At 71.6% G+C, this 17,389-nt stretch carries 1 protein-coding gene (running past one end of the window); it reads right to left on the reverse strand.

Annotation, left to right across the window (positions count from 1 at the left end; translation table 11 throughout):
* Positions 1-17,389, reverse strand: the end of a protein-coding gene (locus tag G4X40_RS02965; RefSeq protein ID WP_277830062.1) for a non-ribosomal peptide synthase/polyketide synthase. It continues 26,105 nt past the right edge of the window; the window shows 17,389 of its 43,494 coding nt (coding positions 26,106-43,494); its start codon lies beyond the right edge, outside the window; its stop codon occupies positions 1-3.

Here is a 17,389-nt window from a genome sequence, read left to right on the forward strand (position 1 = left end):
TCACCCCTCCCGATCCGACTCGGATCCGGTGAGCAACACCTTCGCCAGCACGGGACCGATCTGCGCCCACGCCTGTGGGGTCGTCATGTAGTTGTGCTCGGCGTCCACGTAGTGCGTGCGGATCTCGCCGACATACGGTGCCCAGTCGGAGATCCCGAGCATCCGGTCCGCCGGGTCCCGCCGGGCCGCGAAGTACACGACGTCGCCGTCGAACCGCTCCGGACGGTAGCCCTCGACCAGCTCGGCCGCGCCGGCGGCGCTGCGCACCGCCTTCTCGAGCCGCTCGGAGGTCAGGGCCTGCGGCATCATCGGCAGATCCTGCAGCTTGTCGAACAGCTGCTCGATCGACATCCCGTCCATGTCCGCACCCAGATCCAGCTCGAGGCCGATGCCGCCGAGCACGTCCTGGACGTTGCCGCCCACGGCCGACTGATCCGCCTCCTGCAGCTCCAGGTAGCTGTCGAGCATGGTCAACGTGGCCACCTGCTCGCCGCTCTCCTGCAGCCGCACCGCCATCGCGTGCGCGATGACACCGCCGAGCGACCAGCCCAGCAGGTGGTACGGCCCCTCCGGCTGGATCTGCCGGATCTCGTCGACGTACCGCTCGGCGATCGCGTCGATGGTGCCCGGCAGTTCCCCGCCGGAGAGCACCGGCGACTGCACGCCGTACAGCGGGCGCTGCCGGTCGAGGTAGCCGGTCAGTCCGCCGTACGACCAGGACAGGCCGATGAACGGGTGGATGCAGAACAGCGGGGCCTCGTCGCCGGCGCCGCGCAGCGGCAGCATCACCGCCAGCGACGGGTCGTCGTCCGTGCCGGCCGCACCGGACCGGACCGCGTCGATGCGGCCGGCGATGCTGCGCGGCGTCGGGTCGGTGAACATCCACTGCACCGGCACCTCGACGCCGTGCGCCTCGGCGAGCAGACCGGTGAGCCGGGCCGCGACCAGCGAGTGGCCGCCGAGGTCGAAGAAGCTGTCGTGCACGCCGACCTGCTCCACGCCCAGCACGCGCTCGAACGTCTCGACGACGGTCCGCTCGGTGTCCGTGGCCGGGGCCTCGTAAGGCGCCCGGGTGGTGAACTCGGGCTTGGGCAGCGCGGCGCGGTCCACCTTGCCGATCGGCGTCAGCGGCAGCTCGTCGAGCACCATGAGCACCGCCGGGACCATGTACGACGGCAGTGTTTCGCCGACGAACGCGGCGATCTGCGCGGTGTCGAGCGCGCGGCCGGCGACCGGGAGCAGGTAGGACACCAGTGCGGTGTTGCCGCCCGGCCCCTCGGCCCCGATCGTGTACGCGAACTCGACGTCCGGGTGCGCGGCCAGCGCGGCGTCGATCTCGCCGAGCTCGATGCGGAAACCACGGACCTTGACCTGGAAGTCGGTGCGGCCCAGGTACTCGATGACCCACTTGCCGTCCGCATCGGTGACCCAGCGGGCCACGTCACCGGTGCGGTACATGACCTGTCCGGGCTCGCCGAACGGGCACGCGACGAACCGGTCGGCGGTCAGCGCCGGTCGGCCGTGGTAGCCGCGGGCCAGTGCCGGACCGAACAGGTACAGCTCGCCCTCGACGCCGGCCGGCACCGGGCGCAGGGCCCGGTCCAGTACGACCGTGCGCATGCCGTGGACGGGCTCGCCGATGGTCAGCCGCTCTCCCGGGACCATCGGCCCGGTGCTGGTCGCCCACACGGTCGTCTCGGTCGGGCCGTACGCGTTGTACATTCTGCGCCCCGGCGCCCACTTCGTGACCAGCTCCGGCGGGACCGCCTCGCCGCCGACGGCCAGCGCCTGCAGGCTGTCGAGTCCGGCCGGATCCACCGACGCCAGCGCGCCCGGCGTGACGAACGAGTGCGTCACGCCCTGCTCGCGGATCAGCTCGGCCAGCTCGGCGCCGCCGAACACCGTCGGCGGGGCGAGCACCAGCATGGCCCCGTTGCCGAACGCCATCAGGTACTCGAGCACCGACGCGTCGAAGCTCGGCGAGATGACGTGCAGCACCCGCGCCGCCGGCGTGATCCCGAAACGCTCACGCGCCTCCGTGTCGAAGTTCGCCAGGCCACGATGAGTGACCATGACGCCCTTGGGCTTTCCGGTCGAGCCCGACGTGTAGATCATGTACGCCGGGTTGTCGACGTGGATCGGCCGCAACCGGTCCGCGTCGGTGATCGCCGCCGCAGAGGCCGCCGACAGCTCGCCCTCGATGGACTCGTCGTCGAGCACCAGCCAGTGCCCGTCGCCGGGCAGCGCGTCCAGGTGCCGGCCCAACGTGACGCCCAGCACCGCGCCGGAGTCGTGCACCATGTGCTCGATGCGGTCCAGCGGGTAGTTGGGGTCGACCGGCACGAATGCCGCACCGGTCTTCGCGACCGCCCAGATCGCGGTGATCGACCCGATCGAGCGGGTCAACGCGATCGCCACCACCGTCTCCGGCCCGGCACCGAGCTCGGTGAGCTTGCGCGCCAAGCGGTTCGACGTCTCGTCGAGATCGCGGTAGCTGAACTCCGCGTCACCCGACCGCAGCGCGGGCGCACTGCCGTCGCGGGCCGCCGCGGCCGCGAGGATCTCCGGCAGCGTCGTGCGGCCGGCATCCGGCGCGCCGATGGCCGGCACCAGCGCGGCCTTTTCCTGCGCGTCGAGCAGGTCCAGCGCGGCGAGCGTCGTCTCCGGCGCGTCGGCGATGGCGTGCAGCACGCGCTCGAGCAGCGCCACCAGGCGGTCGATGTACCCGGCGTCGAAAAGGCCCTCGAGGTACTTGAGCCGCAACGCCAGGTGCGCCTGGTATTCGGCGATCAGCGTCAGCGGGTAGTGCGTCGAGTCGTTGACCGACATGCCGGTGATCCGCATGCCGTCGATGTCGGCGGCCTCGGCCACCGATGCCGCGTCGGTCGGGTACGACTCGAACACGGCCAGCGTGTCGAATCCGGTCGCCGGCCCGGCGACCGCCTGGATGTCGGGCATGCCGATGTAGTGGTGGTCGAGCAGGTCTGCCTGCTCGTTCTGCACCCGCACCAGCAACTCGGTGAGCGACTCGGCCGGATCGGTCCGCACCCGCACCGGGAGGGTGTTGATGAACAGGCCGATCATCGACTCGACGCCCTCGAGCTCCGGCGGACGGCCGGACACGGTGGCGCCGAACACGACGTCGCCGCGGCCGGTCAGCGTGCCGACCACCAGCGCCCACGCCGTCTGCACCACGGTGTTCATGGTGAAGCCGTGGTCGCGGCTGAGCTGGGCCAGCCGCTCGGTGACGGCCTCGTCCATCGGCAGCGTCAGCTCGTGCGAGACCGTGCCCTCGAGCGAATCGAGGTCCGCACCGGTGAGCAGGGTCGGCTCCTCCGCGCCGGCGAAGGCCTGCGCCCACGCCTGCAGCGAGGCCTCGCGGTCCCGCTCGGACAGCCACACCAGGAACTCGCGGTACCCGGTGACCTTCGGCAGGATCGTGTCGTCGCCGCGGGTCGCGTAGAGCGCGACCAGGTCGCGGAACAGCAGCGGCGTCGACCAGCCGTCGAGCAGCACGTGGTGGTTGATGATGACCAGCTTGTAGCGGTCCTCGGCGAGCTTGACCAGCGTGAAGCGGATCAGCGGCGCGGTCTCCACGTCGAAGCCACGGGCCCGGTCGCGCTCGAGGATCGCCTCGAACTCGACCTCGGCCGCCGCCTCACCCATTCCGGTCAGGTCGAACTCGAACCACGGCAACGTGACCCGGTCGCTGACGATCTGCGCCGCGACGCCCGCGTCGTAGGTGAACGCGACCCGCAAGTTCTCGTGCCGGTCGAGCAGCGCCTGGCCGGCGGTGCGCATGCGCTCGGCCTCCACCCGGCCGTCGAGCTGGACGGCGACCTGCACAGCGTACGAGTCGCCGCCCTCCTCGCCGAGCAGCGCGTGGAAGAGCAGGCCCTCCTGCAGCGGCGAGAGCGACCACACGTCGGCCAGGTTCGGGTAGCGGGCCTCCCACTTGTCGATCTGACGCTGGTCGACGGTGAGCAGGTCCAGATCCGACGGGGTGTGGCCGCCGGCCTCCGGCGCCGCCGCGTGGGTGGCGAGTGCGGTCAGCGCACGCACCCACAGGCCGGCGAACTCCTCGACCTCGGCCTGCTCGAGCAGCCCGGTCGCGTACGACCACGTCGCCGTCAGCGTGGTCCCCGCGGTCGAGGTGACCGCGACCGCGTTGATGTCGACCACAGCCGGAATCACCATGTCGCCGTTGCGGGTTCCGGCCAGGTTCACCTGCGGGCCGTCGGCGATCGCCTGCGGCTCGTCGGTCGCCGAACCGCGGCGGCCGAGGTAGTTGAACCCGATCTGCGGGGCCGCGTACTGCGCCAGCTCGGCCGCGGTCTCGGGGTTGAGCCGCCGCAGCAGGCCGTAGCCGATGCCGTGGTCCGGGATGGCCAGCAGCTGTTCCTTGACCGCCTTGACGGCCCGGCCCAGCGCCGGGCCCGCGGCCAGCGCCTCGTCGAGGTCGATGCCCGCGAGGTCCAGCCGGACCGGGATCTGCGTGGTGAACCAGCCGACCGTGCGGGACAGGTCCGCACCCGGCAGCACCTGCTCCTCGCGGCCGTGGCCCTCGAGGTTGATCAGCGCGGTGTCCTCGTCGACGCCGCGTCCCCGCCGCCACACGGCCAGCGCCAGCGCCAGCGCGGTCAGCAGTCCGTCGTTGATGCTGCCGTGGAACTTCTCCGGCAGCGTGTTCAGCACGGTCTCGGTGACCTCCGCCGGAACGGTGATCTGCAGGTCCGTCACGGTGTCGGCGAGGTCGCGGGCCGGGTCGACCGGACGCGAACCCAGATCCGGGTCCGGGCCGGAGAGCATCGAGCGCCACAGGTCCAGCTCGGCGACCCGCTCGGGCGCCTGCGCAGCCTCCGCCAGCCCGTGCGACCAGCGGCGCACCGACGTGCCCACCGGTGCCAGCTCGACCTGCTGGCCGTGCGCGATCTGGCCCCACGCGGTGACCAGGTCCTGGATCAGGATCGGCCAGGAGACGCCGTCCACCACGAGGTGGTGCACGACCATCAGCAGCTGCCCCTGGGTCGGGACGGCAGCGTCATCGGCATCCGCGCCGGCCTCGGCCGGGACGAACCAGACCAGCTGCACCATGGTGCCGGTGGCCGGGTCCAGGCGGTCGGCGGCCTCGGCCAGTTCGGCCTCGGCGACGGTCAGGAAGTCGCCGTCGACCCGCACGGTCTTGATCAGGCCGGTGGCGTCCACGGAGCCCGGCTCCAGCGCCGCGAGCGTGCCGATGCCGTCCGCGACGGTCAGCTGCGCCCGCAGCATGTCGTGGTGGTCGAGCAACGCACCGAGCGCGCCGGTCAGGTGATCGACGTCGAGGTCGGCGGGCAGCGTGAGCACCTCGGCCTGCGAGAAGCGCTGGTAGCTGCGGGCGTGCTCGATCATCCAGTGCCCGATCGGCGACAGCGGCATCTCGCCGACACCGCCGCCGGGCAGTTCCTCGAGGACCACGCGGTCCGCGCCGGTGGTGGCGACCGCGGCCAGCGCCGCGACGGTCTTGCGCTCGAAGACCTCCCGCGGGCTGAACACGATGCCCGCGGCCTTGGCCCGCGACACCAGCTGAATCGACAGGATCGAGTCGCCGCCGAGCGCGAAGAACGAGTCGTCGACACCGACGGACTCGAGCCCGAGCAGCTGGGCGAACAAGCCGCACAACACCTTCTCGGTCTCGGTGGCCGGCGGACGCGACGTCGACACCCGTGCCGCGAAGTCCGGCGCGGGCAGCGCATTGCGGTCGAGCTTGCCGCTGCGATTGAGCGGGAACTCGTCGAGCACCATCAGCACCGCGGGCACCATGTACTCCGGCAGCCGCAGGCCGAGGGCCGCACGCAGCGCCGTCTCGTCGAGCGTCGACCCCGCGGTGGCCGTGGCTGTCACATAGCCGACCAGCAACTGCTGACCCGGCGCGTCCTGGCGCACCAGCACCGCCGCGTGGGCGACACCGTCCTGCTCGCGCAGCACCGACTCGATCTCGCCGAGCTCGATGCGCAGACCGCGCAGCTTCACCTGGAAGTCCGCCCGGCCCAGGTAGTCCAGCTCGCCGGCGGCGGTCCAGCGCACCAGGTCGCCGGTGCGGTAGAGCCGCTCGCCGGGCACGCCGAACGGGTTGGCCACGAACCGCTCCGCGGTCTGCGCGAACATCCCGCCGTAGCCGCGGCCGACCCCGACACCGCCGACGTACAGCTCGCCGGCGACACCCGGCGCCGCCAGCGCGAGCCGGTCGTCGAGGACGAACAGGTCCACACCCGGGACCGGCACGCCGATCGGCACGGAAGTGCTCGCGCCGGACGCGACCTCGTCGGGGGTGACCTCGTGGAACGAGACCACGTCCGAGGCCTCGGTCGGGCCATAGCTGTTGAACACTCGAAGACCGCCGTCGATCAACGCGCGCAACGGATCCAGACGCACCGCCTCGCCGCCGAGGAACAGCATCCGCAGCTGCGACAGGGCCCCGGTGCTGTCGCCGTCGAGAACGGCCTCGAACGCCGACGGCGACATGTTCGCCACCGCGACCTCGCGTTCGGCGACCATCGACCGGATCTCGGCCGGGTCGAACCCGTCGCCGGCCAGGTGCACGGATCCGCCCGAGCACAGTGCCGCCCACACGTTCTTCTGGGTCAGGTCGAAGCTCGGCGACGATGCCACCAGCACACCCGCACCGGACGGCAGGCGCAGCTCGCGCCGGTACCAGTCCACGGTGTTCGCGATGCCGGCCATCGGCACCAGCGTCGGCTTCGGCCGGCCGGTCGACCCGGACGTCGAGATGACGTAGCCCAGCCGCAACCCGGCGCCGGGCTCGGCCCAGCGGTCCACCGGCGCGTTCGCCGGCTCACGCTCGGCGTCGACGGTGACCAGGCTCGCCGGCCACTGCGCCTCGGCGACCTCGGAGCGGCCCAGCCACTGCGCCGACGCGACCAGCGCGCGGGCGCCGGTGTCGGTCAACAGCGCGGTGATGCGCTCGACCGGGTGCGTCGGGTCGACGGGCGCGTAGGCCGCGCCGACCTTCCACGCAGCGAGCATGCCGACGATCCAGTCGACCGACCGCGGCAGCGCCAGCGCCACCACGTCGTCGGCGCCCACGGCGTGCGAGAGCAGTTCCGCGGCAAGCGCATTCGACCGGTCGTCGAGCTCCGCATAGGTCAGCGACAGCGCCGCGCCCGACACGTCGGCGCCGACCACCGCGGCGGCCTGCGGCATCCGTGCTGCGACGCCGGCGAACAGGCCGACCAGCGAACGCTGCGGGACCGCGCTGCCGCGCGACCACTCGAGCACCCGTGCCCGCTCGGACGCGCCGAGCAGGTCGATCGAACGCACCGGCGCCGACGGATCCGCCGCCACCGATTCGAGCACCCGCAGGAAGCGCGCGGCGAACCCGCGCACGGTCGACGCGTCGAACAGGTCGGTCGCGTAGCTGAACGTGCCCGCGATCCGCGCCGGCGAGCCGTCCTCGGCGTACTGCTCCTCGAGGGCCAGCGTCAGGTCGAACTTCGCGGCCTCCGGTCCGGGGTCGACCGCGCTGACGGTCAGGCCCGGCAGCTCGAACGACGCGCGCTCGAGGTTCTGGAAGGTGAGCATCACCTGGAACAGCGGGCTGTGCGCGGTCGAGCGCGGCGGGTCGAGGACCTCGACGAGCCGCTCGAACGGGATGTCGGTGTGGCCGAACGCCTCCAGGTCGCTCGCCCGCACGGCGTCGACCAGGCCCGCGAAGCTCGCGTCCCGCTCGACCTGCGCGCGCAGCACCAGGGTGCCGACGAACATGCCGACGAGGTCGTCGAGCGCCGCGTCGCCACGGCCGGCGGACGGCGTGCCGATCGCGATGTCGGAGGTGCCGGACAGCTTGGCCAACAGCACCGACAGCGCCGCGTGCGCGACCATGAACACGCTGGCGCCGCGGTTGCGGGCCAGCTGCACCAGGCGCTGGTGCAGTTCCGGTTCGATCGCGAACTCGACCGTGTCGCCGCGCAGCGACTGCACCGCCGGGCGGGGCCGGTCGGTGGGCAGTTCGAGCAGCGTCGGCAGGTTCGCCAGCTGATCGCGCCAGTACGCGACCTGCTGTGCGGCAATCGATTCCGGATCGGACTCGTCGCCGAGCACCTGGCGCTGCCAGATCGCGTAGTCGGCGTACTGCACCGGCAGCGGCTGCCACTGGGGCACGAGGCCTTCGGCGCGCGAGGCGTAGGCGACCATCACGTCGCGGGCCAGCGGCGCCATCGACGAACCGTCACCGGCGATGTGGTGCACGACGACGACCAGCACGCGGTCGTCCTCGCCGAGCTCGAACAGCCCGATCCGCACCGGCGCCGCCGCGGTGACGTCGAAGCCGGCCAGGCCGAACTCGGACACCTCGGCGAGCAGCGTCGCCTCGGTGACCGGACGCGGGGTCAGGTCGGGCAGCACCTCGACCGCGGGCAGGACCGCCTGGTAGGGCTCGCCCTCGAACTCCGGGTAGACGGTGCGTAGCGACTCGTGCCGCTCGATCACATCGGTGATGGCAGAGCCCAGTGCCTTGATGTCCAGCGCGCCGGTCAACCGCACCGCCAGCGGGATGTTGTACGCCGCGGAGTCGGTGTCGAACTGGTTGAGGAACCACATCCGCCGCTGCGCCAGCGACAGCGGGATCCGCTCCGGACGCTCCATCGCCGTCAGCGGCAGGCGGGCCGGGCCGTGCGTCCGCTCCGCGTCCACCGCGGCCGCCAGCCCGGCGACCGTCGGTGCCTCGAACACCTCGCGCACGGCCAGGGTGGCGCCCAGCACCGCACCGACCCGCGCGGTCACGCGGGTGGCGCTGAGCGAGTTGCCGCCGAGGTCGAAGAAGCTGTCGTTCGCGCCGACCCGGGCCACGCCGAGTACCTCGGCGAACACCGCGGCCACCATCTCCTCGGTCGGCGTGCGCGGCGCGACGTACATCGCCGAGACCACCGCGATCTGCGGCTCGGGCAGCGCGCGCCGGTCCAGCTTGCCCTGCGGCGTCATCGGCACCTCGTCGAGGACGACGACGGCCGCGGGCACCATGTACGCCGGCAGCGACCGGCCCACGAAGGCGAGCAGTTCCGCGGTGTCGACCTGTGCCCCGTCGACCGGCAGCACATGGGAGACCAGCACGGTGTCGCCGGCCGGGCCGGTGCGTCCCTGGGTGGTCGCGAACGCCACGGCGTCGTGCGCGGACAGCGCCGCGTCGATCTCGCCGAGCTCGATGCGGAAGCCGCGCACCTTCACCTGGAAGTCGGACCGGCCGACGTAGGTCAGGTTGCCGACTCCAACATCACCCGTCGCTGCGCTCGCCCCGGTCGTCCAGCGCACCACATCGCCGGTGCGGTACATGCGCTCGCCCGGCTCGCCGAACGGGTTGGCCACGAACCGCGCCGAGGTCAGCCCGGCCCGGTCCACGTAGCCGCGGGCCAGGCCCGCGTTGGTGATGTACAGCTCGCCCGGCACGCCCACCGGCACCGGGTGCATGCGCTCGTCGAGGACGAGTGCGTGCACGCCGGTCATCGGCGCACCGATGGTGATCGGGTCGCCGACCGACAGGTTGTCGGTGATCGTGACGATGACGGTGGTCTCGGTCGGGCCGTAGGCGTTGCGCAACCGGCCGTCCCAGCGCGCCACCAGTTCCGGCGGGCACACGTCGCCGCCGACGGCCACCTGCTCGACCAGGTCCAGCCCGGCGGCGTCGATGGTCTGCACCGCGGTCGGGGTGCCGACGAACACCGTCACCCGCTTCTGCGCGATGAACGCCTCGAGCTCCTGGCCGCCGTAGAGGCTGGTCGGCGCGATGACCATCGTCGCACCGGACGCGAAGGCGGACAGGTACTCGCCGACCGCGGCATCGAAGCTGATCGCCGCGAACTGCAGCATCCGCGAACCGGGGCGCATGCCGTAGAGCGCGATCATGTCGTCGGCCAGCGGACGCAGGCCGGCGTGCGGCACCGCGACGCCCTTGGGCAGACCGGTGGTGCCGGACGTGTAGATCAGGTACGCGGGGTTGCCGGCACGCAGCGGGCGCACCCGGTCGGCGTCGGTCACCTCGGTGGTCGGATACTGGGCCAACTCGGCGCCGAACGCCTCGTCGTCCAGCTGAATCCACGGGATGCTCGTGCCGAAGACCTCGGCGTGCGCGGACACCGTGATGCCCATGGGCGTGCCCGAGTCGCCGAGCACGTGCGCGATGCGGTCGGCCGGGTAACCCGGGTCGACCGGCAGGTAGGCGGCACCGGCCTTGGTGATCGCCCAGATGGCGAGGACCGACTCGATCGACCGCGTCAGGCCGACGGCGATGAAGGTCTCCGGGCCGACGCCGTGATCGATGAGCACCCGCGCCAGCGCGTTGGAGCGCTCGTCGAGCTCCCGGTAGGTGACCTCGGCGCCGTCGCAGTCGATGGCGACGCGGTCGGCGTGCAGGCGAGCCGAATCCGTGAAGATCTGCGCCAGCGTCTCCGCCTCTCCGGCGACGGCACCGGTGCGGCCGAGCAGCCATTCGCGCTCCGCGCCGGAGGTGACCTCCAGATCCCCCACGACCGCAGCGGAATCCGCGGCGACCGCGTCGAGGATGCGGCCGAACCGCTCCATCAGCGACCGCACGGTGTCCGCGTCGAAGATGTCGGTCGCGTACCCGAAGGTCAGCACCAGGCCGTCGGCGTTGCCGTCGTCGGCGATCTTCTCCGTGTAGGACACGGCCAGGTCGAACTTCTCGACGTGCGCGTCGAAGTCGACGCCGCTGACGGTCAGCCCCGGCAGCTCGAAACGCTCCTCGCCGAGGTCGTCGGTGGACAGCGCCACCTGGAACAGCGGGTTGTGCGAGGTGTCGCGCACGACGTCGAGGACGTCGACGAGCCGCTCGAACGGCAGGTCGGCGTTCGCGAAGGCACCCAGGTCCACCTCGCGCGCCTGGTCGAGCAGCGCGCCGAAGCCGGAGGCCGGGTCGACCTCGGTGCGCAGCACCAGCGTGCCGACGAACATGCCGACGAGGTCGTCGAGCGCGGCCTCGCCGCGGCCCGCGATCGGGGTGCCGATCGCGATGTCGCCGGTCCCGCTGATGCGGGCCAGCAGCACCGCCAGCGCAGCGTGCATGGTCATGAACACGGTCGCGCCGCGCTCCTTGGCCAGCGCGCGCAGCCGCTCGTGCGTGTCGGCACCCAGCTCGACCGACACGGTCGCGCCCTGCTGGGTGCGCTCGGCCGGACGGGGCCGGTCGGTGGGCAGCTCGAGCACCTCGGGCACGCCCGCGAGCGTCTTGCGCCAGTAGGCGATCTGCTTGGCGGCCAACGACTCCGGATCGGCCTCCTCGCCGAGCAGCTCGCGCTGCCAGATCGCGAAGTCCGCGTACTGGACCTCCAGCGGCGCCCAGCCCGGCGCCTCACCCGCGGCGCGGGCCAGGTAGGCGACCATCACGTCGCGGGCCAGCGGCGCCGTCGACGATCCGTCGCCCGAGATGTGGTGGACGACGAACGCGAGCACGTGCTCGTCCGCGGCGAGGCGGTACAGCTTCACCCGGACCGGGACGTCCTCGGTCACGTCGAACGGGGTGAGCGCGAATTCGCGCACCGCCGAGACGATCTCGTCCTCGCCGATCTCGATCGGCGTCAGCTTCGACACGACCCGGTCGGTCGGCACGATCACCTGGTGCGGGCCGGTGTCCGAATCTGGGAACAGCGTGCGGATCGACTCGTGCCGCTCGACCACGTCGCGCACCGCCGCCGACATCGCGTCGACGTCGAGCTCACCGGTGAGCCGCACGGCGAGCGGGATGTTGTAGGCGGGCGAGTCGGGGTCGAAGCGGTTGAGGAACCACATCCGCTGCTGCGCAAGCGAGAGCGGGGTCCGCTCCGGGCGCTGCTGCGGCACCAGCGCCGGACGCGCCGCGTCGGAACCGGACTGCTCGACCCGCACGGCGAGTTCCGCCACCGACGGCGCCTCGAACAGCTCGCGCACACCGAGCGCGGCACCCGTGGCCGCGTTGGCCCGGGCGATCACCCGCGTCGCGACCAGCGAGTTGCCGCCCAGCTCGAAGAAGCTCTCCCGGACGCCGACGCGGTCCAGGCCGAGCACCTCGGCGAACACCGTGGCGAGGATCTCCTCGACCGGGTTGCGCGGCGCCACATACTCGGTCACGTCGACCTCGATGTGCGGCGCGGGCAGCGCACGCCGGTCCAGCTTGCCCGAGGCGTTCAGCGGCATCTCACCCAGCACCACGAACGCCGCCGGGACCATGTAGCTCGGCAGCAGCCCCGCCACGTGCTCCTTGAGCACGGCCGGGTCGACCTCGGACTCGTCGCTCTGCACGCCGACCACGTAGGCCACCAGCTGATCGCCGGTGTGCGGGTCGGAGTGCAGCACGACCACGGTCTGGCCCACCGACGCGTGCGCCAGCAGCGCCGACTCGATCTCACCGAGCTCGATGCGCAGACCGCGCAGCTTCACCTGGAAGTCCGTGCGGCCCAAGAATTCGAGCTGGCCGTCGGCGTTCCAGCGCACCAGGTCCCCGGTGCGGTACATCCGCTCGCCCTCCGCGCCGAACGGGTTCGCCACGAACCGGTCCGCCGTCAGGTCCGCGCGGCCCACGTAGCCGCGGGCCAGCTGGACGCCGCCGTGGTACAGCTCGCCGGCGACGCCGACGGGCACCGGGTTGAGCCGGTCGTCGAGCACGTAGGAGGTGGTGTTCCACACGGCGCGGCCGATCGGCACGACCGACGCGGTCTCGTCGATGTCGGTGCAGTCGAAGTACGTCGTGGTGATCGCGGCCTCTGTGGGGCCGTAGGTGTTCTCCACCTTGACCCCGAGCGCGGCGACCCGACGCGCGGTCTGCGGGGTCAGCGCCTCGCCGCCGCCGAGGATCTGGCGCATCGACGCAGCCATCTGAAGGTCGGGGTCGGCCAGGAACATCTCCAGCAGCGACGGCACGAACTCGGCGATCGTGATGCCGTGCTCGCGCATGACCTCGGCCATGTATGCCGGGTCGCGGTGACCGTCCGGCCGCAGCACGACCAGCGCGCCGCCGATCTGGTTGACCGCGAAGCACTCCCACACCGACACGTCGAACGTGATCGGCGCCTTCTGCATGGCCCGGTCGCCCGCGCCCATCGCGAAGTACTCGTGCATCCAGCGGGTCTGGTTGGTGATCGCCTCGTGCGACACCGCGACGCCCTTGGGGCGGCCGGTCGAACCGGACGTGTAGATCACGTACGCAGTGTTCTGCGGACGCAGCGGGCTGCGCCGCTCCTCGTCGGCGATCGGCGTCGCCGCGTAGCAGTCCAGCTCGAGCTGGTCGATCGCGACCGTCGCCACCTGCGCGGGCAGGTCGACCGCGTCGGCGACGCTGGTCAGCACACACACCGGTGCCGCCGACTCCAGCACGTACTCGGTGCGCTCGGCCGGGTGATCGGGGTCGATCGGCACGTAGGCGCCGCCGGCCTTGACGATCGCGTACATGCCGACCATCAGCTCGGTCGACCGGCGCATGGCCAGGCCGACGAGCGTCTCGGGTCCGACACCGTCGGCGATCAGTTTGCGCGCCAACCGGTTCGCGCGCTCGTCGAACTCGCGGTAGGTCAGCTGCTCGCCCTCGAAGACCAGCGCGAGCGCGTCCGGGGTGCGGGCGGCCTGCGCGTCGAACAGGTCCACCAGCGTCGCCGGGGCCAACTCGGTCGCGGTGCCGTTCCACGTCGTCAGCGCGGCGTCGCGCTCGTCGGCCGCGAGCAGGTCGATGTCGCCGACCCGGGACTGCGGATCGGTGACGGCCGCGTCCAGGATGCGCACCAGGCGCACTGCGAAACCGGCGATCGTCGACTCGTCGAACAGGTCGGTCGCGTAGCTGAAGTACGCGAACACGCCGGTGTCGACGCCCTGCTCGTCCTGCATCTCCGCGAGGGTCAGGTCCAGGTCGAACTGGGTGACCTCGGCGCCGGGGTCGAGCGCGCTGATGGTCAGGCCGGGCAGTTCCAGCTCGGCGCGCTGCTGGTTCTGCAACGACAGCGACACCTGGAACAGCGGGTGCCGGGCGGTCGAGCGGACCGGGTTGAGCACGTCGACGAGCCGTTCGAACGGGATGTCGGTGTGCCCGAACGCGCCGAGGTCGGCCTGGCGGACCCGTGCGAGCAAGTCGGTGAAGGTGTCGTCGCCGTCGACCTGGGTGCGCAGCACCAGGGTGTTGACGAACATGCCGACGAGGTCGTCGAGCGCCGCCTCACCGCGGCCGCCGATCGGCGTGCCGATCGCGATGTCGGTCTCGCGGGCCAGCCGCGAGAGCAGCACCGCGAGCGCTGCGTGGAACACCATGAACGGCGTGGCGCCGTGCGCGGTCGCGAGGTCGCGGACGGCACGCTGGATGCGCGCGTCGACGGTGAAGTCGTATCGGGCTCCCTGCATCGACTGGTCGACGGGGCGGGGACGGTCGGTGGGCAGGTCCAGCGCGTCGGGCAACCCGGCGAGCGTCTGCTTCCAGTACCCGACCTGCTCGGCCGCCAGCGACTCCGGATCGGTGTCGTCGCCGAGCAGCGCACGCTGCCAGATCGAGAAGTCCGCGTACTGCACCGCGAGCGGGGCCCACTGCGGCGCCTCGCCGACGGTCCGCGCCGTGTACGCGACCATCACGTCGCGGGCCAGCGGGGCCATGGACATGCCGTCGGCGCTGATGTGGTGCACGACCATCAGCAGCACGTGCTCCGAACCCGCGGCCGCCTGCTCGGAGACGACCTCGACCAGCCGCGCCCGCACCGGCGGGGCGACGGTCACGTCGAAGCCGGTGCCGAGATACTGCGCCAGCGCAGTGAGCAGTTCCGGCTCGGCGATGCGGACCGGATCGAGTTCCAGCGCAACCTGATCGGCCGGCAGCACCACCTGGTGCGGGCCGGCCTCGGAGTCCGGGAACACCGTGCGCAGCGACTCGTGGCGGGCCAGCACGTCACGGACCGCCGCCTGCAGCGCGGGCACGTCGAGGGTGCCGGACAGCCGCACCGCCATCGGGATGTTGTAGGCCGACGACTCGGGGTCGAAGCGGGACAGGAACCACATCCGCTGCTGCGCCAGCGACAGCGGGACGTGCGCGGGGCGTTCGCCCGCGACCAGTGCGGGACGGTCGGCGCCCTGCACGTCGGCACGCTCGATCCGCAGCGCCAGGTCGGCGACGGTCGGCGCCTCGAACAGTTCGCGCACACCCACGTGCACGTCGAGCGCGGCGTTGATCCGCGCGATGACCCGGGTGGCGACCAGCGAGTTGCCGCCCAACTCGAAGAAGCTGTCATGCACGCCGACCCGCGGCACGCCGAGGACCTCGGCGAAGACCTCCGCGACCGACTCCTCGATCGGGTTGCGCGGGGCGACGTATTCGGCTGCGGCCGCGGCGAAGTCGGGCGCGGGCAGGGCCTTGCGGTCCAGCTTTCCGTTCGCCGTCAACGGGAACTCGCCCAGCACCATCAACGTCGACGGCACCATGTACGACGCCAGGAACTCCCCGACGAACGCCAGCACAGACTCGGTGTCCACCTCGACACCGGCCTCGGGCACCACGTATCCGACCAGCCGGTCGCCGGTGTGCTCGTCCGAGTGCACCAGCACCGCCGACGCCGCCACACCCGGGTAGCGCAGCAACGCCGACTCGATCTCGCCGAGTTCGATGCGGAAACCACGCAGCTGCACCTGGAAGTCCGAGCGGCCCAGGTATTCCAGCTGACCCGCGGTGTTCCAGCGGGCGAGGTCGCCCGAGCGGTACATCCGCGAGCCGTCGCCCGCGAACGGGTCGGCCACGAACCGGTCCGCCGACAGATCCGGGCGGCCCAGGTACCCGCGCGCCAACTGATCGCCGTGGACATACATCTCGCCCACCACACCGACCGGAGCCGGCTGCAGCCGCGAATCCAGCACATACACACCGAGGCCCGGGATCGCCCCACCGATCACGCTGGCCTTCGCCGACGCCGCGAACGCGCGGTCGAGGGCGAGGAAGCTCACGTGCACCGTGGTCTCGGTGATGCCGTACATGTTGACGAGGACCGGATGGTTCTCGTCATGGCGGGCGTACCAGCGGTCCAGCTGCGCCAGATCCAGCGCCTCACCACCGAAGATCACGTACCGCAGTGACAGGCCCGTATCGGAGACAGACCCGTCCCCTGCAGTGGAGGCAGACGTCTCCCCTGCCCGCTCCCCGACGATCCGGTCGGCCTCTGCGAACTGGTAGAACGCGGACGGCGTCTGGTTGAGCACGGTGACCTTCTCGCGCACCAGCAATTCGTGGAACTGCTCAGGCGAACGCGAGGTCAGGTAGTCGACGACCACGAGCGTGCCGCCGTACAGCAGCGGGCCCCACAGCTCCCACACCGAGAAGTCGAACGCGTAGGAGTGGAACATCGTCCACACATCGGACTCGTCGAAACCGAACTTGCCCTCGGTGTTCGCCATCAGCGCGAGCACGTTGCGGTGCGGCACCACGACGCCCTTGGGGCGACCGGTCGAACCGGACGTGTAGATCACGTACGCCGGGTGCTGCCCACGCAGCGGCTCGGCCCGGTCCGCGTCGGTGACCGGCGCGTCCGAGACCGACGCCAGCCGGTCGACGACCTCGGCATCGTCGACCAGCACGGGGCGAACCTCGTTGGCCGGCAACGACTCCACGTCCGCGATCGTCGAGATCACGCACACCGGCTCCGAGTCCGCCAGCATGTACGCCAGCCGGTCCTGCGGGTAGGTCACGTCGACCGGCACATACGCGCCGCCGGCCTTGACGACTGCCATCAAGGCGACCACCAGCTCGACGGTGCGCGGCATCGCGACCGCGACCATCGATTCCGGGCCCACACCCTCGGCGATCAGCAACCGCGCCAGGCGGTTCGACCGCACGTCCAGCTCCGCGTACGACAGGTGCACGCCCTCGGCGACCACCGCGGTCGCGTCGCCGCGCCGCGCCGCCTGGCCGGCGAACACCTCCGCCAGCGTCGAATCCGACACCGGCACACCCTGTTCGGACCAGCCCGCGACCAACTCGGCACGCTCGGCCGGATCGAGAACGTCCAGCCGCGCGAGCGGCAGCTCGGGGGTGTCGACGAACGCGGTGAGCACGCGCAGTACCCGGTCGAGCAGAGCGTCGACCTGCGACTCGGTGAAGAGCACGGTCAGGTACTTCATCTGCAGGTGCAGCCGGTCGCTGACGCTGGCCACCAGGGTCAGCGGGTAGTGCGTGGAGTCGAGACCACGCACACCGACCACCTGCATGCCGTCGATGTCCGCGGCCTTCGCCAGCGCTTCCTCGTCGACCGGGTAGGACTCGAACACCGTGAGCGTGTCGAAGCCCGCGGCGGGGCCCACCTGCGCCTGGATTTCGGCGAGACCGAGGTAGTGGTGATCGAGCAGCGCCGCCTGCTCCTGCTGGAGGCGCTCGATCAGCTGGACCACACCG

The sequence above is a fragment of the Speluncibacter jeojiensis genome, from assembly GCF_029589495.1.
GTDB classification, from domain to species: Bacteria; Actinomycetota; Actinomycetes; order Mycobacteriales; family Mycobacteriaceae; genus Speluncibacter; species Speluncibacter jeojiensis.